This window comes from Bradyrhizobium sp. 197 (assembly GCF_023073375.1).
Lineage (GTDB): Bacteria > Pseudomonadota > Alphaproteobacteria > Rhizobiales > Xanthobacteraceae > Bradyrhizobium.
The window spans coordinates 124,163-144,727 of the sequence record NZ_JADPJJ010000186.1 but is presented as its reverse complement, the minus strand read 5'-3'; the positions used below and the strand labels follow the sequence as shown (position 1 = coordinate 144,727).

At 62.7% G+C, this 20,565-nt stretch carries 18 protein-coding genes and 1 pseudogene; 6 read left to right on the top strand and 13 right to left on the bottom strand.

Annotation, left to right across the window (positions count from 1 at the left end; translation table 11 throughout):
* The 5 genes from IVB27_RS40875 to IVB27_RS40855 form a co-directional block, all read right to left on the bottom strand.
* Entirely contained in the window at window positions 1-957 is a 957-nt protein-coding gene (locus tag IVB27_RS40875) for an acyl-CoA dehydrogenase family protein (RefSeq protein ID WP_247448184.1), read from the bottom strand.
* Window positions 958-1,034: 77 nt separating this feature from the next.
* The gene (locus tag IVB27_RS40870; RefSeq protein ID WP_247448183.1) at window positions 1,035-2,246 is read right to left on the bottom strand and encodes an acyl-CoA dehydrogenase family protein; all 1,212 of its coding nucleotides are present in this window, start codon (window positions 2,244-2,246) and stop codon (window positions 1,035-1,037) included.
* Window positions 2,247-2,325: 79 nt separating this feature from the next.
* Window positions 2,326-3,555, bottom strand: coding sequence for an ABC transporter substrate-binding protein (locus tag IVB27_RS40865; protein WP_247448182.1), 1,230 nt, complete (start codon window positions 3,553-3,555; stop codon window positions 2,326-2,328).
* Window positions 3,556-3,610: 55 nt separating this feature from the next.
* Window positions 3,611-5,743 (bottom strand): acetate--CoA ligase family protein, encoded by a 2,133-nt coding sequence (locus IVB27_RS40860; protein WP_247448181.1) that lies wholly within the window; start codon window positions 5,741-5,743, stop codon window positions 3,611-3,613.
* 2 nt (window positions 5,744-5,745) lie between these two features.
* On the bottom strand, window positions 5,746-6,579 hold the full coding sequence (locus tag IVB27_RS40855) for an enoyl-CoA hydratase/isomerase family protein (RefSeq protein ID WP_247448180.1): 834 nt from the start codon (window positions 6,577-6,579) through the stop codon (window positions 5,746-5,748).
* A gap of 144 nt (window positions 6,580-6,723) precedes the next feature.
* Here IVB27_RS40855 and IVB27_RS40850 point away from each other — a divergent pair, with 144 nt between their 5' ends.
* The gene (locus IVB27_RS40850) at window positions 6,724-7,704 is read left to right on the top strand and encodes a tripartite tricarboxylate transporter substrate binding protein (RefSeq protein ID WP_247448179.1); all 981 of its coding nucleotides are present in this window, start codon (window positions 6,724-6,726) and stop codon (window positions 7,702-7,704) included.
* Between the two features lie 36 nt (window positions 7,705-7,740).
* On the opposite strand, the gene IVB27_RS40845 is transcribed toward IVB27_RS40850, so the two are convergent.
* Window positions 7,741-8,421: a TetR/AcrR family transcriptional regulator gene (locus tag IVB27_RS40845; protein WP_247448178.1), complete on the bottom strand. Its 681-nt coding sequence runs from the start codon at window positions 8,419-8,421 to the stop codon at window positions 7,741-7,743.
* Window positions 8,422-8,546: 125 nt separating this feature from the next.
* Here IVB27_RS40845 and IVB27_RS40840 point away from each other — a divergent pair, with 125 nt between their 5' ends.
* Complete coding sequence (locus IVB27_RS40840) at window positions 8,547-9,434, top strand: SMP-30/gluconolactonase/LRE family protein (RefSeq protein ID WP_247448177.1); 888 nt, start codon at window positions 8,547-8,549, stop codon at window positions 9,432-9,434.
* On the opposite strand, the gene IVB27_RS40835 is transcribed toward IVB27_RS40840, so the two are convergent.
* Entirely contained in the window at window positions 9,431-10,345 is a 915-nt protein-coding gene (locus IVB27_RS40835) for a LysR family transcriptional regulator (RefSeq protein ID WP_247448176.1), read from the bottom strand. The two genes, IVB27_RS40840 and IVB27_RS40835, sit on opposite strands and share 4 nt — an antisense overlap.
* 127 nt (window positions 10,346-10,472) lie before the next feature.
* On the opposite strand from IVB27_RS40835, the gene IVB27_RS40830 reads away from it, so the two are divergent.
* From IVB27_RS40830 to IVB27_RS40815, 4 genes are all read left to right on the top strand, one after another.
* Window positions 10,473-11,564 carry an LLM class flavin-dependent oxidoreductase gene (locus tag IVB27_RS40830; RefSeq protein WP_247448175.1) on the top strand — a complete coding sequence of 364 codons (1,092 nt, stop codon included), beginning with the start codon at window positions 10,473-10,475 and terminating at the stop codon, window positions 11,562-11,564.
* Between the two features lie 42 nt (window positions 11,565-11,606).
* A complete protein-coding gene (locus IVB27_RS40825; RefSeq protein WP_247448174.1) occupies window positions 11,607-12,113 on the top strand; it encodes a flavin reductase family protein in 507 nt (168 codons plus the stop codon).
* Window positions 12,114-12,169: 56 nt separating this feature from the next.
* Entirely contained in the window at window positions 12,170-12,487 is a 318-nt protein-coding gene (locus tag IVB27_RS40820; RefSeq protein ID WP_247448173.1) for a hypothetical protein, read from the top strand.
* 177 nt (window positions 12,488-12,664) lie between these two features.
* Entirely contained in the window at window positions 12,665-13,861 is a 1,197-nt protein-coding gene (locus tag IVB27_RS40815; protein WP_247448172.1) for a Bug family tripartite tricarboxylate transporter substrate binding protein, read from the top strand.
* 530 nt (window positions 13,862-14,391) lie between these two features.
* On the opposite strand, the pseudogene IVB27_RS40810 reads toward IVB27_RS40815, so the two are convergent.
* The 6 genes and pseudogenes from IVB27_RS40810 to IVB27_RS40785 form a co-directional block, all read right to left on the bottom strand.
* Window positions 14,392-14,658, bottom strand: a pseudogene (locus IVB27_RS40810) (aldehyde dehydrogenase family protein); the annotation flags it as partial.
* Between the two features lie 627 nt (window positions 14,659-15,285).
* Complete coding sequence (locus IVB27_RS40805; RefSeq protein WP_247448171.1) at window positions 15,286-15,741, bottom strand: Zn-ribbon domain-containing OB-fold protein; 456 nt, start codon at window positions 15,739-15,741, stop codon at window positions 15,286-15,288.
* Entirely contained in the window at window positions 15,738-16,676 is a 939-nt protein-coding gene (locus tag IVB27_RS40800; protein ID WP_247448170.1) for a thiolase C-terminal domain-containing protein, read from the bottom strand. Before IVB27_RS40800 ends, IVB27_RS40805 begins: the two co-directional genes overlap by 4 nt.
* A 254-nt stretch (window positions 16,677-16,930) precedes the next feature.
* Window positions 16,931-18,223 carry a CaiB/BaiF CoA transferase family protein gene (locus IVB27_RS40795; protein WP_247448169.1) on the bottom strand — a complete coding sequence of 431 codons (1,293 nt, stop codon included), beginning with the start codon at window positions 18,221-18,223 and terminating at the stop codon, window positions 16,931-16,933.
* Window positions 18,224-18,291: 68 nt separating this feature from the next.
* The gene (locus IVB27_RS40790; RefSeq protein ID WP_247448168.1) at window positions 18,292-19,515 is read right to left on the bottom strand and encodes an ABC transporter substrate-binding protein; all 1,224 of its coding nucleotides are present in this window, start codon (window positions 19,513-19,515) and stop codon (window positions 18,292-18,294) included.
* 34 nt (window positions 19,516-19,549) lie between these two features.
* On the bottom strand, window positions 19,550-20,563 hold the full coding sequence (locus IVB27_RS40785; RefSeq protein ID WP_247448167.1) for a PDR/VanB family oxidoreductase: 1,014 nt from the start codon (window positions 20,561-20,563) through the stop codon (window positions 19,550-19,552).
* Window positions 20,564-20,565: the final 2 nt, after the last annotated feature.

Sequence of the window (20,565 nt, the reverse complement as noted above, 5' to 3'; positions counted from 1 at the left end):
TTATCCTGACGCTGCAGCGTCGGCGACTGGCACAATTGCGTCGATGTAACGGCGACCGAGCGCGGCCAAGGTCGCGCTGGCTTCTCCCTGCGCCTGCAAGGCGCGGACACGGCGCAAGTGCCGGTGCACCGGCACGTCCCACGTGAAGCCCATGCCGCCATGGATCTGCAGCGCGCCTTCGCTGATGGCGCTGCCATAGACACCCGCGGCGAGAAACGCCGCCTCGCGCTGGAGCGGGCCAGCCACGTCGCTCACGCTGCGCGTGATGGCATGCCGGATGCCCTCGAGCCCGAGTTTCTGTCGGGCCAAGGCATGCCGTATCGCCTGATTATAGGACAGCGCACGGCCAAACTGGCGGCGCGTCGAAGCATGTTCATGTGCGAGCGTCAGGCATGCTTCGGCAGACCCCAAAATTGCGGCCGCGCGCAGCACGTTGGCGTCCGAGCACAGGAGTTTCCAAGTGCCCTCGGGGAGAACGCTGGCCGCCGGGATGGTGACGCCCTGCAAGCGGACGCTGTGTTCCGGCACTGTCAAATCCAGGCCGCTGGCGTCCTCGATGATGACACCTTCGCTATCCGTCGGAACCAGAGCCGCCGCGCCGGTGCCGACCCGCACCAGCAGGCTATCGGCCTCGGCGGCCCAGGCCGCGCGCGCAACCCAGCCGTTGAGCACAATCGATTCGCCTTCACGCTCAGCACTGACGCTGCCCTGCCAGGCGATCGTCGCTAGCATCTCGCCGGTTACGACGCCTTCAGCCGCGCGTGGCAGCGATCCCTGCAACGCACGACCAAGCAGCAGAGCTTCCATGAGGGGAAAGCCGAGCAGGCCCGAGCCGGCGGCCGCGACCACGGGCACCGCAAAGGCCAACGGCAAATCCAGCCCGCCCACGTCCTGCGATGCGATCACCCCGAGCAGGCCGTCATTGGCCAAATGCCTTGCCTGCTCGCGCAAACCCAAGGCCGCGCACTCCGCAACCGCGCGTGACGCGGTGACGGCGAACTCGCTTGGCTGCAATCCTTCGCCGCTCAATGTCATCATTTGCCTTTCGAAAGCTGCAGGATCCTGTCGGCAATGATGCCGAGCTGAATTTCGGTTGTGCCGGCATAGATGGTTTCGGCGCGCGCTTGCAGATAGATCGCCTCGAAGCGGCGGCGCGCCAGTTGCACGGCCGGGAGCTGGGGCAGCGACGCCTGCGCGAGCAGTTCGAGCGCGAGCGCGGCAAAGCGCTGGTGCGCCTCGCTCCAATGCAGCTTCGCCAGGCTGCCGCGCGCACCGATCTTGTCGCCGTTCGCGAGCGCGTCCACCGCAGTCTCGACATGCGCCTTCAGCACCTCGATATCGACGACGACTTCGCCGAGCTTGACCTCGTAGTGGCGCTCAGTGACCAGTTGCGCCAGCACGGGATCGCTCTTGCAGGCCGAGATCAGATGGCGAAGCTCGTTCTCGAAACGCCAAGACCGGTACATACGGTTGGTCGCCCGCTCGATCTCGAGCACGCGGATCGCAGCGTTCCAGCCTTCATCGGGTGCGCCGAGCGCGCCGGACTGCAAGACCTCGACATCGTCAAAGAAGACCTCGCAAAAACTCTCGCGTCCGTCGATCGACTTGATCGGCCGCACCCGCACGCCCTTGGCATCGAGCCGCACCGCAAACATGGCAAGGCCGCGATGTCGATCTTCCAGCGGTCCGGTTCGCGCCAGCACCAGGCAGCGCTGGGCGCGGTAGGCCCCGCTGGTCCAGATCTTCTGACCGTTGATCCGCCATGTGTCGCCATCGCGCGTGGCGCGTGTCCGCAAGCCCGCGAGGTCCGAACCCGCTTCCGGCTCGGAAAAGCCCTGACACCAGACATCCCGCATCTCGAGGATGGCGGGGAGAAAGCGGTGCTTCTGCTCCTCGGTGCCGACGGCGAGAATGATCGGACCCGCGAGTTCCTTTCCGATCGAATTGACGCTCTCCGGCATCGCGAGCGCACCGATCTCCTGGTTCGCGATCAAGTGCTCGCGCAAGGTCCGGCCGTGGCCGCCATAGGCCTTCGGCCAGGTGATGCCGGCAAGCCCGGCGCGATACATCGCCGCTTCCCAGGCAATCGATTGCGACAAGGTCGGTGATGCGAATGCCGCGTCGTCGCTGCGAAAGCTCGCAGGCAGATTAGCCCGCAGCCAACGACGCATCGCGACGCGATACGCCTCGCCGGACAACTCACCGGCCGTGGCAGCTTTAGGCTGCGCTATTTCAATCACTGTCATCGTCGACGTCCCGCTTTGGCTTACCCTGCAGGGACCGACACCGGCCGAATATCAGCCGGGTCGCCCCATGATCACCTGCTCATTGCGACTTGAGCAGATCGCACACGCTCTCCGAGGCCGGCCGCCAGGCCTCCTCGGCGGGGATGGTCCCCGTGATCTCGTAATAGTCGTAGGTGTATTTGGACTCGGCCGGCGTCTTGATGCGGGCAACGTAGAGCGGACGCATAACCTGCCCGTCGGCGCGGATGCCGACATCCTTCATCTCGAAATCGTTGATCGGCGTGTTCTTCATCTGCTTCATGACGGCGTCCCCGTCATCGGTACCTGTTGCCGCTACGGCCTTGAGATAATGCGTGATGGCACTGTAGGTGGCGGACTTGGCTTCGTTCAGGATCTGGCCGTTGAACGCCTCGCCAAAGCGCTTGGAAAAGGCGCGCGTTTCGGGATTGAGGTCCCAATAGAACGGCGTGGTCAGGCGCACATTCTGCAGGTCGCGCAGTCCGATGCCGTGCGCCTGGTTGATCATCAGTCCCAGCGGCACGAGCAGTTGCTTCGTCGACAGTCCGAATTCCTGCGCCTGCTTGATGGCGTTGCCGAAGTCGGCTCCCGAATTGGCGAGCGCAATCGCCTTCGCGCCGCTCGCCTGCGCCGTCAGCAGGAACGAGGAGAAGTCCGATGAGTTGAGCGGATGCAGCACCGAGCCGACGACCTTGCCGCCGCCGGCCTTGATGAAGTTCGTGGCGTCAGCCTGCCAACCCTTGCCGAAGGCATAGTCGACGGTCAGGAAGAACCAGGTATCGACGCCCTGAGCCAGCAAGGCCTTCACCGTGGCCTTCGGCTGCGCATACGTGTCCACCATCCACTGCGTGGTCATGGGCGAGCATTTGTCGTTGGTGAAGAACGAGCCGGCCGTCCCTGCCAGCATGTAAGGCTTCTTCCGCGCCTTCATGATGTCCTGCACGCCGAGTGCGATCGACGAGGCCGAGCAGCCGACGATGGCGTCGATGCCCTCATTGTCGAGCCAGCGCAGCGCGACCGCGACGCCGATATCGGGCTTGTTCTGGTCGTCAGCGACGACAAGCTCGATCTTCTTGCCATTGACGGCGCCGCCGAAATCGCTGACCGCGAGTCTCGCTGCGGCCACGGAACCCGGCCCGCAATTGTCGGCATACGGACCGTTCTGGTCGTTCATGATGCCGATCTTGATCACGTCGCCGGAAACGCCTTGCGCACGCAGCGGTGTCGCAAGGATCAACAGAGCTCCCAACATCACGGCGATGCTGAGAAGACAGGTATTGAGCTTCGTCATGGGTTCCTCCCTGCAGTCATTTGAGCCGACTTCGCGGCTCTTGTTGATCGATGCCTCAGTGGTGATGCGCCGCTTGGCCAGCGTGCGGCACGAGCAGTGCATCGAGCGCGACGGTGCCCTCGCCTTCCGCTTTCAACAGCAGCGGATTGATATCGATTTCCGATACCGTGTCCGCATGCGCGACGGCAAAGCGCGACAGCGCGACGATCGCGTTCGCCGCGGCCTTGAGATCGGTGCGCCGCCGTCCGCGCGCCCCATCGAGAACCGCGAACGTCTTGAGCGATTTCAGCATCGCCATCGCCTGCGTCTCGTTCACAGGCGCCATCTGCACGGCGGTGTCCTGGACGATCTGCGCGAAGATGCCGCCGAGGCCGACCATCACGACCGGGCCGAACACCGGATCGATCCGGCTGCCAAGGATGAGCTCGGACAGGCCGTGCGCCATCGGGGCAACGATGACGCCATCGATCACCGCGCGCGGCGCCTTCGTGGTAACACGCGCCAACATCTGAGAATGGGCCTGCCGCACCTCTTCATCGGAGCGAAGGCCGACAGCGACACCACCGACTTCCGTCTTGTGCGGCAGATCGGGCGAAGCGATCTTCAGCACCACCGGAAAGCCGATTTCGCGCGCGGCACGCACCGCGGCATCGGCGTCCGACACCAGCCGCTCGCCAAGCACGGGGATACCGGCCTCCGCCAGCGCGCGCTTGGCGCCGAGCTCATGGCGGAATGCATCGGCGGCGAGCAGCGAAGCCTTTGCAATGGCGGGCTGGCTTGATTCCCTTGGCGCGATCGCCAACGCCTGCAAGCGCGCCAGCGCCGCAATGATGGCGCAGCAGCCGTCAAAGCTCGCAATCGTCGGATAGCCCAAGACATGTAATTCAGCGAGCGCATCCGGCGGGCCCTCGACACACAGAATGACGGGCCGATCGGGATACTGCGCGCGGATGGTGCGCAAGGCCTCCATATAGACCGAGCGCAGGCGCGGCATGTGCAGCGAGAACGGAAGCGGCAGCACGATTACGTCAGAACGGTCGTCAGCCACCACCGCCGACAGGATCTTCTGCAGCATATCGGGTCGGCTGGACATCTGGGCGGTGGCGTCGACCGGATTGCGCGCCGACGCAAACGGCACGAGCTCGAGGATCGCGCGCTGCGTCGCTTCGCTCAGCTCCGGCAGCGACAGCCCAACAGCCTGCGCTGCATCGGCGAGCAACACGCCAAAGCCGCCCGATGCCGTCACGACCGCAAGACGCGGCCCCTTCGGCAACCGATCCGGTGACAGGATGGAGGCGGCATGACCGAGATCGATCAATTCCTCGATGCTGCGTACCCGAACGGCACCGCAACGCGCCAGCAACGCATCAAACACCGCGTCCGATCCCGCCATGGCCCCGGTGTGCGACGCCGCCGCAGCCTGCCCCGCCTCCGACGTGCCGACCTTCAGAGCAATAACCGGCTTTCCGGCATTGCGGGCCTCGGTCAGCGCGGCGATGAGCCGGCCGGCATCGCGGCAAGCCTCGAAGCAGCACAGAATGACTTTGGTGGCGGGATCACGGGCCATCCAGGCGATGCCGTCGGCAATGTCGATGTCGCACTCGTTGCCGGTGGTCATGAAGCGGCTGATGCCGGCGCCGCGATCACTCGCCATGCGCATGGTGTAGCTGCCGAGATTGCCGCTTTGCGAGACGATACCGAGCGAGCCGGCCGTCGGCATGCTGTGCTCGAGCACGATCGAGAAGGTGGCGATGGCGCGTTCGGCGACACTGACCGCGCCGAGACAATTCGGTCCCAACAGCCGCATGCCGGTCCGGCGCGCCGCCGTTTGCAATCGGTCCTGCATCGCGCGGCCCTGCTCGCCGAGTTCGGCGAAGCCGGAGGAGAACACAACGACGCTGCGAACGCCGCGCGCAGCGCATTGCTCGACCGCTTCGGCCGCCCTCTCGGCGTCGACCGCGATAATGGCCAGATCAGGAGCTTCGGGTAATTCAGCCACAGACGCGTAGGCCTGGAGTCCCTGGACCACCGCGGCCTTCGGATTGACCGGATAGATCCGGCCCGCATAGCCGTAGCGGCGCAGCAGATCGACCGGCCGACCACCGATCTTGGTCGGCTCCTGAGATGCGCCGATGACCGCGATCGAACGCGGCGACATCAACGCGTCGAGACCCTCTCCCGGCCGCATGATCAGCGTCCCTTGAACACCGGCGCCCGCTTCTCCAGGAAGGCCATGCGCGCTTCCTTGGCGTCCTCGGTTTTCGACAGCGCCATGGTGATGTTCTGCTCGAAGCGATAGGCATCGCGCGGCGGCATCAGCTCGACCATGTTGGCCGCATTCTTGGCGTACTCGATCGCAATCGGACTCTTGGCAGCGATCTCGCGCGCGATCTTCATCGCCTCGGGCATGAGATCCTCCTTGCTGGTGCAGGCCTCGATGATGCCGAGGCGATAGAGCTCGGCCGCCGGCACCCGGTAGCCGGTGAAGAACATCCGCCGCATCAGCGAGCGGCCGAACAGCGTGTTGAGCATCGCCGCACCGCCAGCGAGACCGACATTGATCTCGGGCATGCCGAACACGGCTTCTTCGGAGGCGTAGAAGATATCGCACGACGCCATCAGGCCGAGGCCTGCACCCAATGCAACGCCGTTGATCGCGGCGATGACGGGCTTGGAACATTCGCGGATGCAGTTGCCGGTTTCTCGGGTGATGCGGTTGTGGTCGTGGAACGCGCCGACCTTCGCGGGATCCGGACGATCCTTGAGGTCGGCGCCGCTGCAGAAGATCTTGCCGTTACCGGTGAGGATCGCGACGCGAACGTCGCCGCGCTCGGAGATCTCGTCGAACACACTGACGATACGATCGCGCATCGCGCGATTGAGCGCATTCACCGGAGGACGGTTCAGCGTCACGATGGCAATATGGTCGGATACTTCGAGCGTCACGATGTCATCGGACATGGCTTCCTCCTGGCTTTGCTTGATCTTGACGTCGTGGTCTTCGACGTTGGCGGCGATTTTCATCGCCTGACCGATCGGTCAGTCGATTGGCTCATAACACCAAGGTTGCTGGCTTGCAATAGCTGCGACGACAGGGCTGTTGACTGACCGATCGGTCAGGACGTAGATTTAGACCAACCGCCAACGAACTCACCGGGAGAAATCGCCATGGCCAAAATCAGCCGGCGTCAGGCCGCAACCCTCATGGCCGGCGCCATCATCGCGCCGTTTGCCGCGCCCTCGATCGTGAGGGCGCGCTCGTCGCAGACCATCTTCATCATCGTGCCCTATGCCAGCGGCGGCTCGATCGACGGCCTGATGCGCTCGATCGCAAAGGGAATGTCGGAGACACTCGATCAACCGGTTCTGGTCGACAACAAGCCCGGCGCCAACGGCATCGTCGGATCGCAATATGTGGCGCGCGCGCCCAAGGACGGCAGCGTCCTGCTCGCCGGCGGCACCGGCCCGATCTCGCTGAACGTCCTGTTGCGCAAGAACCTGCCCTACAGGCTCGCGGATTTTGCATCCGTTGCGATGCTCTGCAACGGTCCGCTGTCGCTGACCGTGAACGCGAAGATGCCGGTCACCGATGTGAAGAGCTTCGTCGCCTACGCCAAGGGCCGCGACAAGCCGCTGTTCTACGCCACGCTCGGCCCCGGCAGCGTGACGCATCTGTTCGGGATCATGATGGGAAAATCGATGGACTTTGCGGTCACCGACGTCGCCTATCGCAACAATCCGGCCTCGATCATGGAACTGCTGTCGGGCGAATGCGACCTCAATTTCGCAACGCCCGCCGCCGTCGTGGAGCACGTCAAATCGGGTCAGTTGCGCCTGCTCGCCGTCTCCTCGGACAAGCGCATGCCGAACCTGCCTGATGTTCCGACCTTCGCCGAGTCAGGTTACCCCGAACTCTCGGCATCGTTCTGGACCGCGCTGCACGCGCCCGCAGGCACGCCGCGCGAGCCGATTGAACGGCTGAATGCGGCAGCCAACGCCGCGATGCAGAAGCCCGAAATTGCAAAGCAGCTGGAAACCGATGGATTGCAGGCCGATACCGGCGCGCCGCAATTGCTCGATTCCCAACTAATCAAGGACGCCGCCCTCTGGGGACCCGTGATCACGGCGCAACATATAGCGCTCGAATGAAGCGGGCTTGCCCTCGCTTACGGGATCGTCTCGGCCTCAGTTGCCAGCGCGCTTTCGTCGGGCAGGCTTGGGCTGCTCACCGGTCGGCGGCACTCCAAAATCCGGGTTACGGAGGCCGTTGAACACCATGTCGAAGAAGATGTCGGCGATCTGCTCGGGCGTCGCCGTCTTGTTGGGATTGTACCAGCGATGCATCCAGTTGAGCGACGACAGGATCAAGCGCCCTGTCATGGGAACATCGAGCTTGCGAATCTCGCCGGCGTCGATCGCTTCCTGAATCAAGCCGCGCAGGAAGTTTTCGAACCGGTCGCGGCGCGTCAGCCTTTCCTTCTGCCGATGACGATCCGGATCGTTCCAGAAGGCGGTCGTCGACGCGATCCAGGCCCAGCGATAGCGCCGGAAATATTCGGCGGTGGCGACCATGAAGGCGCGGATCTTCTGCGACGGCGGGCCATCCGGAACCCGGTCGCGCACGAACAAATACAATTCGAGCGTGGAGCCGACTGCCACGCGCGCGTAGATTTCATCCTTGTTGGAGAAGTGATGATACAGCAGCGATTTCGAGATGCCGCAGGCGACCGCGATGTCGCGCATCGACGTCCCGTCATATCCCTTGGTGGCGAACAGCCGGGCAGCTTCCGCGAGAATCTGCAGGACACGATCGGACTGCTCCGCCTGGTTGGCGGTTCCGTCCTTTGTCGTCGATAATTCAACCATCGAACCCGCAATCTACCCTGGCACATCCAAACAGGCCGAACACCGACCATCACATGCAAACAACCGTAGTTTTTCACCGACCGATCGGTCAAGCCCGCTCTGTCCTGGAGATCAACGATGCCCCGATGAGCACGATCCCGCGCATCACGCGTATCGGCGAAACCACGGACCAACTCGGCGAGAGCCCCGTTTGGGATGCCCACACGCAGTCGCTGTACTGGACCGATTCGCTTGCCGGGGTGATCCACAGATTGTCTCCCGCGACCGGTGCGATCGAGGAGTTTCAGGTCCCGGCTCCGGTCGGGTCGATGGCGCTGGCGCACAATGGCGACGCCATCCTGGCTTTGCGCCACGGCTTTGCGCGCTACGATTTCCGGACGCGAAGCCTGACCACGGGTGCCTCGATCGGCCTCGATCACGCGATGCTTCGCCTGAACGACGGCAAGGCGGACCCTTATGGTCGTTTCGTAGCCGGCACTATGCATGGGGGGCGGGCCGAAGACGAAAAGCCGCTCGGCGGCCTCTATCGCATCGACGCCTCGGGCGCGATCGAGCACCTCGAGTCCGATCTCGCCGTGGCCAACGGTCCGTGCTTCAGTCCCGACGACAAGACGTTCTACCTTGCCGACACGGTGCGGCGCGTGATCTGGGCTTACGACTACCACCGCGACGGGCCCCTCGCGAACAAGCGTGTTTTCGCCGACATGGATCCGCTCGGCTCGGGCGGCGATGGGGCGACGGTCGATGCGGAAGGCTATTTGTGGACCGTGCTGGTCCGCATCGGGGCGATCGCGCGGCTGGCGCCAGATGGAACGGTGGTGCGCCGTGTCGACATGCCCGTCCGCCATCCGACCAGCGTAACGTTCGGCGGCGCCGGCCTCGATGTCCTCTATGTGACGTCGATCTCGCGCAGCACCCACCTCAGGGACGATAGCCCCGGCGCCGGTGGATTGTTCGCCGTCGAGGGTCTCGGCGTGACGGGGCTGCCGGCCCACAGGTTCGACACGCGCTAGGGGGATCGCTTGATCTGCCGCGGCACGCTTTCCGCCATGTAGTCGACGAAGACCCTGATCTTTTCCGGCAGGTAGCTGCTTTGCTGGAAGGCGGCGTAGATACCCTCGTCGAACGTCGAATTGGTGACACGGAATCCGGGCAGCAGCCGCACCAATCGCCCGCCCTTCAGCTCGTCCGCGACCGTGTAGTCGTCGAGCAGCGCGATGCCATGACCGCGCACCGCGAGATCGCACAGGATGATGCCGTTGTTGCTGCTGAACGAGGACGGAACGACGATCTCCCGAAGCCTGCTCTTGCGCATGAACTTCCAGACCACATCGTCCGGCCCCATCCAGTAGGTCAGGCAGTTGTACCCTGCCAGATCATCCGGCCCGCGCAGCTTCGGCATTCGCGCGACATAATCCGGTGACGCCACCAGGATGCGTTCGCTCCGCACCAGGCGGCGCTGCATCAGGCCCGGGTCCTTCGGCGCGGCGATCTGGAAATCGATATCGAACTCCTCCTCGCGGAGGAGGACACGTCGCTCGGACAGCCGTAGCTCGACCTTCAACTCCGGATACAGCTTCTGGAACTGCGGAATCAACGGTGACAGCACCTTGATACCGAACAGCGTCCGCGAATGAACCCGAAGCGTTCCGCGCGGCGTGCTCTGCAGGGAAAGCGCCGCAGCTTCTGCATCTTCGATGCCGTGCAGCACCTGCTCGGTTCGCTGGAAGAATATCTTGCCGGCCTCGGTCAAGCCGAGATGGCGAGTGCTGCGATTGATCAACTGCACCCCGAGCTGGGCCTCGAGCTCACCGACATAGCGCGAGACCGACGCCGGCGAGAGCCCTGCCCGGCGGCCGGCCGCGGAGAAACTGCCCTCGCGGACGCTGCTGACGAACAATTCCATGGCTTGGAGGCGATTCATCGATCTTTTCAGATTCTGCAAAAGACATGCTCAGATTACGCCAATTGTTCGAAAAACCTCAAGGCCATATCCTCGCTTCAACCGGTCGAAAACGGCCGCAGCGCAATATGGTGGAGGAATGCATCCCATGGAATTCGGCGTTTTCATCCTGGCGCAGCAGCGCGGCTATCACCAAACCTCGCAGCAGGTCATCAACAACGCGGTCGAGCAGACAGTCGCCGCGGAAGCCGCCGGCTTCGATACGGCGTGGTATGCCGAGCATCATTTCAACAATTACAGCCTGTGCCCGTCGCCGCTAATGATGGTCGCGCATTGCGCCGGACTGACCAAGCGCATCAGGCTCGGCACCGCGGTCTGCGTACTGCCGCTGTATCATCCCGCACGCCTGCTGGGCGAGATCGGTTTTGCCGACACGGTCTCGAACGGCCGCCTCGATCTCGGCATCGGCTCGGGCTACCAGCAATTCGAGTTCGATCGTTTCGGCGTCGACCTGAAGAACTCACACTCGTTGTTCGCCGAGCTCTACGACGTGCTTGAAGCCGGCATGAAGGAACACGTCTTCTCCTATTCCGGCCAGCATCTGCAGATTCCGCCGACCTCCATCGCGGTGCGTACCGTGCAGAAGCCGATGCCGCCGATCTGGGTAACGTCGGGACATGCGGAGACGCTCGGCCGCGCCATCCGCGACAACCACAATCTGTTCGTCACCGCCCTGCTCAACGGCACCGACGCCATCAAGGCGCTGCGCGAACGGCTCGAAGGCATCGCTGCCAAGGAAGGCCGCTCGATCGACGACACGCGCTTCGGCTTCCTGCGCTGCGCCTACGCCAGCGACAATGACAGCGAGATCTCCTCCTATCTCGACAACGCCCGCTTCCAGCGGCGGCTGTCCGAAAGTTTGAAGTTCAGGCGCGCCCAGAGCGACGACGGCTATTTGATCAAGGAAGAAGCCGGCCCAAACGACATGAGCCTGGAGACCATGCGCAGGAATCTCCCTGTCGGCAGCGTCAACCAGGTGATCGATCGCATGCTGGAGGAGATCGGCATCCTCAAGCCGACCCATATCGCCGTCCAGACCCAGCTCGGCGATTTCGACCGGCGCACGATGCTGCGCCAGATCGAGCTGTGGGGCAGCAAGATCATTCCCGCGATCCGGAAGGAGCTGACATCCGCTACCGCCGGACGCGGCAAGATCGCGGGCGAAGCGGTTTCCGCGTAGCCCTGGTACCCTCGCATAGGGAGGAACGTCATGGGATGTCAAATGGCTCAAATGACCGATTTCCGCTCGGTTGAGGCCGCCGAATTCCGGCTCGCCATGCGGAACCTCGCCGGCGGTGTCGCGATCGTGGCGACGGGACGTGAGACCGCACGGCGTGGATTGACCGTGAGCTCCGTCACCTCGCTGTGCATGGAGCCGCCCTGCCTGCTCGTCGGCGTCAATGCGAGCTCCGAAACGCATGCCGCCATTCTCACCAACGGCCGGTTCGGGGTCAGCCTGCTCGGCCGAGGGCAGGAAGATCTGGCGCTGCGTTTCGCGGGCGGCGCCAATGGGGTCGAACGCTTCGCGACAGCACCTTGGCAGCAAGGCGTCCTCGATGTCCCCCTGCTCGAACCGGCGATCGGCGTCTTGGAGTGCGTGCTGCATCATCACCAATTGGTCGGCACGCACGGTCTCTTCATCGGCAGAATCGTCGCAACCCGCGGCGGGAACGGCGATCCCTTACTCAACTATCAGGGGACGCTGCGCGCGTTGCCGCAGGCATGTTGACGTTCGGTGCTAGCGAAGCGGCATAATGGCAACACGAATAGAAGGATAGCGGCTCCGTGATCATCGAATGCTTCGACGGCGGCATGGTCCAGCTGAGCGAGCCGCTCGACTTCCGAAACTTCAAGCTGGTGCTGCATGCCGATGCAGGATCTAAAGCGCAGGGGTGGCAAGGGATTACGCTGCTCGACAATCGGGATGCGCTCGTTTCGATCGATCTCGTTCCAACTCTTGCCGGTTGCCCCGACGGGGCCAGTTGGGCTCAAGGCTACGCGGACATGATCGCCAAGGCCGGCGAGCATGGCTGGATTGATCCGGAACGGAACGCTATCCGGGCTCATATCGAACGCGCGGCCGAGACGAGTGGCCTCAGTTAGCACGCGCAGAACCGCTGGCCTTCACGTCGGTCGGCGTCGACGTGAGCTCGGCGACGCACAACGACGCTCCCGTCAACATTCAGAGTTCAATTGCGGACGATGCCTCAATTTTTTGATCGCCAAGAATGGAATGTACGAATGACCACAGAGTGTCCGGCTGCAGACGATCTACAACTGATGGAGCCGTCTGATTTCCCGACGTTCGAGGGATCGCTGAAGGATAACGCAGGCATCCAATCGCTTGAGCAAGCCAGGATGATTATCATTGATGACGGCAATGTCCTCGCGCCCACGGCGCTGGTTCCGGCCCTGCTCGGCGGTCCGCCCAGCCCTGCTGCCGCATTTGGCACGCGCCGCGGCCTGAGCGGGCGCCGCGGAGGGATGGTGGCGAGCGCTCTCCGATGTCTCGTCGTCGCGACGACGCTGGTGTTTCAGACGAGCGCTGCGACGGCACAGACGGGGGCGGAAACTTGGCCGAACCGAGCGATCACCTGGGTGGTACCGTTCGGGGCTGGCGGCGTCACTGACCTCGTCTCGCGCAAGATCGCAGAGCTGCTGCGGATGCGCCTTGGGCAGCCCGTGGTGGTAGAAAATCGACCCGGCGCTGGCGGGACCATCGGGACGGAGTTCGTTGCCCGGGCCCAGCCTGACGGCTACACCGTGCTCTACGCCTCGGGCGGGCCTATGACGATCCAGCCAAACCTGGGGATGACGAAGCTGAATTACGACCCGCTCAAGAGCTTTGTTCACGTCCGTGGCGTGAGTTCGTCAAATCAGATCCTCGTCGCGACTGCAGCAGCGCCATACAACACGCTAGCTGAGTTCGTGGCCTACGCGAAGGCTAACCCCGGCAAGATCAATTTTGGCTCCCCGGGGCCCGGCACCGCCCAGCACCTCGCCGGCGAGATGTTCCAGGCGGCCGCCGGGATCACGCTGACCCACGTGCCCTACAAGTCGGGCTCGAGCCAGATGACCGACATGATGTCCGGCATCCTGGATGTGTCCTTCGACTATCTCAGCGTGCTCAGGCCGCTGATCGACACCGGCAAGGTCAAGGTGCTCGGCACCACCGGTGCGGCGCGGTTAGCCGCGCTGCCCGATGCGCCGACGGTCCTCGAGGCCGGCTACCCGGACGCCGTCAGTGTCGGCTCAACTTGGGTCGCGGTCCCGGCCGGGACAGACCCGAAAATCGTAAGCAAGCTCTCTGAGGCACTCAGCTCTGTCCTTGCCGACCCAGGCCTCGTCGCCGACCTCGTCACCAACGGCCAAGTGTCGATTGCCGACAAGGGACCGGCCGAGATGGTCCCGTTCATCGTCAAGGAGACCGCAAGTTACAAGCGGGTGATCGACAGCGCAGGCATCGCCGTCCGTTAGCTCTGGCGCACGGGGTCAAACACCGGCCACAGCAGCGCCGCCGTTCGCACGAATGTCGTGTTCAGCGAATTCTGAGAATGTCTTGCCGCGGGGGCAAGTATTTCAGCGACGAGTGCGGGCGCTCCGCCACAACAGCAATTGGTTGGGTCAGGTGAGAATGCCGCTCGTGCTGATGTGATGGCTGCTATTGGCCCCCTTTGGCGTTCGCCGTGGATCACCCGACGACTCAGCTTCCTGCTATGACTAAAGCGAATCCGCCCACGCGGTGCATCGAAGGTTAGTGTCCTGAGGTACAGCCGAGAATTGGGATACGTCAGTTGGCATGCTGCCGCCGAGCTTCTCAAGCATAAGCATGATGGTCTTGTCGTTATCGTATCCGAGTGACGCGTTGATCTCCGCGTCTCGTTGAACATTTGCCGGTATGCCGAGACGAACCTGGGGTTCGCCGCGTTATCCGAAGCCGGAAGGTAAGACGCGACGAACTTCGAGCCGTAGACGAGGTCCCCAAGAGCCCGCCAAGCAGTCTCTGTCATGGGAGCAGGGATCGGCACGTTGACGCTGACCATGCCGACCTCGATCTGATGGGCGAATTCACGGGCGGCATCGCAGTCACGTGTGAGGGTCGATGTCACGTTGCCGAATTCGTGCTCATTGATCAGCCGCGCGGCCATCGCATAATCCGGCGCTCGCACGACTGACAGCACGGGCCCGAAGATCTCCTCCTTGTAGATCTTCATGCTCGGCTTGACGTGCTCGAACAAGGTCCCGCCCAGAAAGAAGCCGTTCTCATAGTCCTGCCGCTACGTCGGTCACCGCCTGATCTACCCTCGAGCCAGCCGACAGAGATCGGCAGTACGAGCCTTTGCAGATTGGCTCGTGGCGCAACTCGGCAGAGAAGACGCTAGTTCCTCGGACTGAGACGCGGTCTGGTCAAGCCTTATCGAAAGCATCCGAGCGCCCGCTATTCACTAGGCGCTTGCGCCAATCCACGGCGACGCTGCGCACTTCAGAACGCCTGCTCACATTGGCGGTCGTTAGATTTTCTTTGGTCTCCCGGCGCACACGTCGTGCACACGGCGCGTTCTAACCGATTGAAACACTTGAACTCTTGCTCCAATCCATCATGAGCAAGTTTGAGCTAACTTCAGCAGGCAAGCTCCAAACCGATTGCATGAATTTGGAGCGGGTGAAGCGCTCCGCTTCAAATTTTTTCATCTAATTATGCAAGCGATACAGGTCACTTACGTTTCCAGGCAATTTTTTCGCTTTTGGCCGTTTTGTTGGACGTTTCATTAGACACTCGTCCGCCGCTCGTCCCCTTACAGAAATCCACATCGGACCTGACAATGACGATTAGCAGAGGTCGACAGCTGCTAGCCTCAGGCTGGCTGCCGCCTTATAGACGCCGGCGAGTCAGACGCTATCTATGATTGCACTCGCCATTGCAGAAGGGAATAGGTCGGATCGGACTCCGCGTGATGTTCGAATACACCTTCGACATCGGTTCCAATCACGACGCTCTGCAGTGGATCGTCCAGCAGGTTGCCCACCATCCGGACACCGCCGGCCTGCGGAATCTCGACAAGTATGACGAGGTAGGGGCCGTGTTGCGCTAGCGCCACGTGCGAGGGATGCCAGACTCGCTCCCAACTGAATATCCTGCCCCGTGGCTCGACTTCAGTCCACTGGGGGTCAAAGGCATGGCAACGATGGCAGATCCACTCCGGCCCAAATTGCCACGTGTTGCAACGACTGCAGCGCTGAACCAGAAGACGATTTTCGCGTAACCCCGCCCAGTAAGGCGCTGACAAACCGTCGGGCTCGGCGATCGGGATTGGCAGGCCCGCAGGAAGATAGGTCGGGATTGTCTTGCTGCTCATAAGCTCGCTTCCGAACCGAGAAGAAGATTGCTGACCGGTGTGACCATCGGACCGCCGATGACCATCGCCACATCATTCCTTTGCACCTGGCTCGTCGACGTGCCGCGCACCTGACGCACGGCCTCCAACACAAGCTCGAAGCCGTGCATGTAGCATTCGGCTAAGTTACCGCCGCTCGTATTCAGTGGGAGCCGTCCAGATGGAGCGGTCAAATTTTCGATGGTTAGAAAGTCGTTGGCTTCCTCCGGTTTAAAGAAGCCATGCTCGGCCAACGCCATCACAACACCGCCAGTGAAATTCTCATAACTTTGAACAACGCCAACATCGGTTGGACCGATGGCTGCCATCCGGTATAGGTCGGATGCGACCGTATCGAAGCTCGCACTGGCATAGAGCGGCGAATTGTGGGGCATAGCCGCAGTGCGATATCCGGAACCGACCGCCGCACCGAGCACGTAGACCGGCTTGCTCCGGAATTCCCCGGCGCGCTCCGCAGCCACAAGCACGAGCGCGGCGGCGCCGTCATTTTCCATGCAACAGTCGTAGAGATGGAACGGCTCGGCGATCCAGCGCGACGCGTCATACTTGGCCGCGTCCAACGGCTTGCCATACATGACTGCACGCGGATTGGCCTGCGCATGATGGTAGGATGCCAGCGCAATTGCCCGCAGCGCGTCCTGCCGCACGCCATGCTCGTGCATGTAGCGGCGCACGCGCATGGCAAAGCGCTGTGGAGGCGCCAGCACGCCATGCGGCATCAGGTACGCCCTCTCGCCGGAGATCGTGTCGATGCCGGTGGTCTGCCCAAAGCGACCATACTGTCCCTGCGCGAGCGAGCGAAACACGACGACGCAATCTGCAAGACCCGCGGCGATGGACGCGGCGGCGTTGGCAACCGCCGCGCAGCAGCCACCACCTCCTCCGCCCCATTGCATTGTCGTCGCACGAAGCTTTCGCGTACCCAGCGCTGCGGCCAGCCGTGATGCATCGCTTCGCTCGTCGCTGTAGGAGGCAAATCCGTCGATCTCGCGCGGGTCGAGCCCTGCATCCGCGCAGGCCGCCAGGATCGCCTTCAGAGCCAGCTTGAACTCCGGATCCGGCGATGCCCCATGGCGATGATAGTCCGTCTCGCCGATCCCGATGACGGCGACGCGGCCCCTGAGCGTTCGTTGGGCTTGCGCCCGTACCATCATGTCTTGCCGTCCTGCCGTGGCGGTCTTGCCGCATCGGCACCGAACGCTCCCGCCTCCGTCAGCCGTGCGAGGCGCGCGTCGTCATAACCCAGCAGCTCGCTCAACACGCTTTCGGTATGCTGTCCGACCGCGGGTGCCGCAACTGGATCGACGATCGGCGTGCGCGAATACCGGATCGGCAGGTTGACGTTCGGAATCCAACCCAGACTGTGGTGCGGAATTCGCGTGACGAGGCCGCGCTCGCGCGCTTCGGCTGACCGGATAGCCTCCCCGACAGTCCTCACCTGGCCGCAGGGAACGCCGGCCGCCCGCATCCGCGATTGCCAGTGAGACCAGGGTTGCTGCGCAAACGCATCGCCAAGGATCGCAAACAGCTCATCCCGTCGCTGGATGCGATCGGGTCCGGTCGCATAGATGTCGGCCACGGCGAGATCGGCCCGATCGATCACCTGCGACATCAGGCGTTGAAAGATCTTGTCATTGCCGCAGTTGATATAGAAGGAGCAATCATGCGCCTGAAACACACCCGATGGGCAGGTATCCGGGCTGGTGTTACCGTGGCGCTGCGGATTCGCGCCGCTGAACAAATGCTGCATTGTGGCATACCCGGTCATCAGCACAGCATTGTCGAACAGCGATACCTCGACAGCCTGGCCCATGCCGCTCCGCTCGCGGACAACGAGGGCGCCGAGGATCGCGTTGCAGGCCATCATTGCCGTGCTGATGTCCATGACAGGCGATAGCGCCCGCACCCCCTCGCGATCGGCATAGCCGTTCATGGATACGAAGCCACTCTCAACCTGCGCGATCGGGTCGAAACCGAGCCGGTCCGCAAATGTCCCCTCTCGTCCGTAGGCTGACACCGAGCAATAGATGATCTCGGGCCTGATCTTGCGGCAGGCATCATAGTCCAGCCCGAACCGCTCCATGACGCCGGTCGAGAAGTTCTCGACGACGACATCCGCAGTTGCGACCAATTCGCGCGCAATCGCAACGCCCTCCGGCGACTTGAGGTCAAGGGCAACGCTCTGCTTGTTGCGATTGGTCCAGACGAACGGCGCGCCGTGCTTGAGCCCCGGATGCACGGGCGGATAGCGGCGAAGATCGTCACCGCGACCGGGCGCCTCGATCTTGATGACCTCGGCACCCATGTCCGCCAGGATCATTGTCGCAAAGGGCCCGGCGATGAAGTGGGAGAAATCGACTACCCGTATCCCCTCAAGCGCTTTCGGCGCATGGGATGGGCGCGGCGTATGCTCGGGAAAGTCCGCTTCGATGTTGTCCAACATTATGCTTATCCAGTAATTTTGTCGTCAGACGATGAAGTTCGATCACGGCGGGCCGGCAGCGCTGGTCGTCAGTTGCCTTTCGATTGCTCAATCATCGCGCATCCACCCTGATCGATCGGCCGAAATGCCTCCGGGCCGCTCAGGACACCGACGTTCTCCAGAAGATCCCACTTGGTCCTCGACGCTTTGGCGTCCTTCACCTTCAGGATGTACATATTGTGGATGGCACGGCCGTCTGTACGTACGACGACCGGTCCGAACAGCTCGTCATCGATCGGTGCCTCCTTCATCTTTCGGATGACCGCCTGCGCGTCGTTGGTCCCCGCTGCCAGCGCCGCATTCAGATAGGCAAGCACCGACGAATAGACCCCGGCGTGGAACGCGGTTGGCGACTGCCCGTGTTGGCGCGCGCTAAACCTCGCCGACCAGGCTCGGCTGGCATCGTTCAGGTCCCAATAGAACGGCTGAGTGATAATGAGCCCCTGCCCCACGGCGAGACCGCTCGCCTCGACATCATTGGTCGTCGTCAACAGCGCTGCAAAGGTCTTTCCGTTCTGCTTCAGCCCGAACTCCGATGATTGCTTGATCAGGTTGACAGTGTCGCCACCTGCGGTCGCGAACGCGATCACGTCGGCACCCGAAGCGTCCGCCTGGAGGATGAAGGAGGCGTAATCGGCGTTGTTGATAGGCACATTGACCGATCCGAGCACGGCGCCGCCACCCGCGCTGATCACCGACGTTCCATCGCGCACCATGGACTTTCCAAGCGCATTGTCGGTCGCGATGAAATACCACTTCTTGCCGCCGTGATGGACGAGGTAGTTGCCGATCGTGTGCGACGCCGCCCAGGTGTCGAAGGTCCATTGGATCGTGTTGGGCGAACAGTACTTTCCGGTGAGGTCGGATGAGGCTGCGCTGGATGCGATCAACCCCGCCTTGCTGCCACGAACGACCTCGTTGACGGCGAGACCCACCGCCGAGTTCGGCACGTCGGCGACGGCGTCAACCTTGTCCTGATCGATCCATCGACGCGCAATTGCGGCTCCGACATCGGCCTTGTTCTGGTGATCGGCCGATATGATCTCGACCTTGAAATCGGGATGCCGCTGCATGAAGTCCTCGGCCGCCATCTTCGCCGCGGTGACCGAGCCCTCGCCCGCATTGTCCGAATACGGACCTGACGCGTCGTTGAGGATACCGATCCTCATCGTACGCGCCGCATCTGCCTGCGCAGACGAGTACGCAGTGATGGCGAGCACGGAGGCTCCGAAAATGTACGCAAGAACTTTCATGACTTTCCACCCATTGTCGACGTCAATTGTTCTTTCAGAGATCGAGGAGGAGCGTGCGTGATCTGGCACCCGAGCAGCAGATCATCATGGTCTTGTTCGCCGCCTGCTCTTCTTTGCTCAGGAACTGATCGCGATGGTCAGGAGTGCCTTCGAGCACACGCGTCTCGCAGGTGCCGCAGATGCCCTCGGTGCAGGCGTAATTGGCGGCTATCCCGGCGTCCAACAGAGCTTCGAGAATGGTCTTGCCCACGCCGACTTCGATCGTCCTGTTGCTCCGCGCAAGCTTGACCTCGAAACCGCCTTCGGTCGCCGGTGCTTTCCTAGCCTGGAAATATTCAACGTGCACATGGTCGGCAGGACGATCCGCTGTCGCCGCCTCGAAAGATTCGAGCATCGGCAGCGGGCCGCAACAATAGAGGTGAGCCCGCGCCGGCGCATTTCTGACGAGTGCGGGAAGATCGAACATTCGCCCGGACCGCTCATCGTCAAGGTCGACACGCACCTTCGCCGGCCCGTTCGATCCAAGCCCATTGAGGTCGTCGAGGAATGCCGCGGCGCGACGCGTCCTGGCGGCATAGAAAAGCTCCCAGGAGCGTCCCAGGGCCTCCAGACGACGGACCATCGACAATAGGGGCGTGATCCCGATCCCGCCGGCAATCAGGACCGAGTGTTCGGCCTCTTCATCAAGCGCAAAGTTGTTGCGCGGATGGGACACCGTGACGATGTCGCCCGCCCTGAGATTGTCGTGGACGAAGCGCGAGCCGCCCCTGCTGGCCTGATCCTTGTTGACCGCGATGACATAGCGATGCCGCTCGCGCTGATCGTTCACCAGCGAATAGCTGCGGATGATGCCGTTCGACAGATGGAGATCGATATGGCAACCAGCTGTGAAGGGGATGAGATCGTCGCCCGCCGGAGACGTCAATTCGTAGGAGTTGACGTTTTCAGCCTCATAACAGATGCGCTTGACCAGGACCTCGATCACGCCCTCAGCCATCGAGCAGGCCTCCGCATGGAGACCAGCGAACGCATCTTGGGTGGTTTGCATCG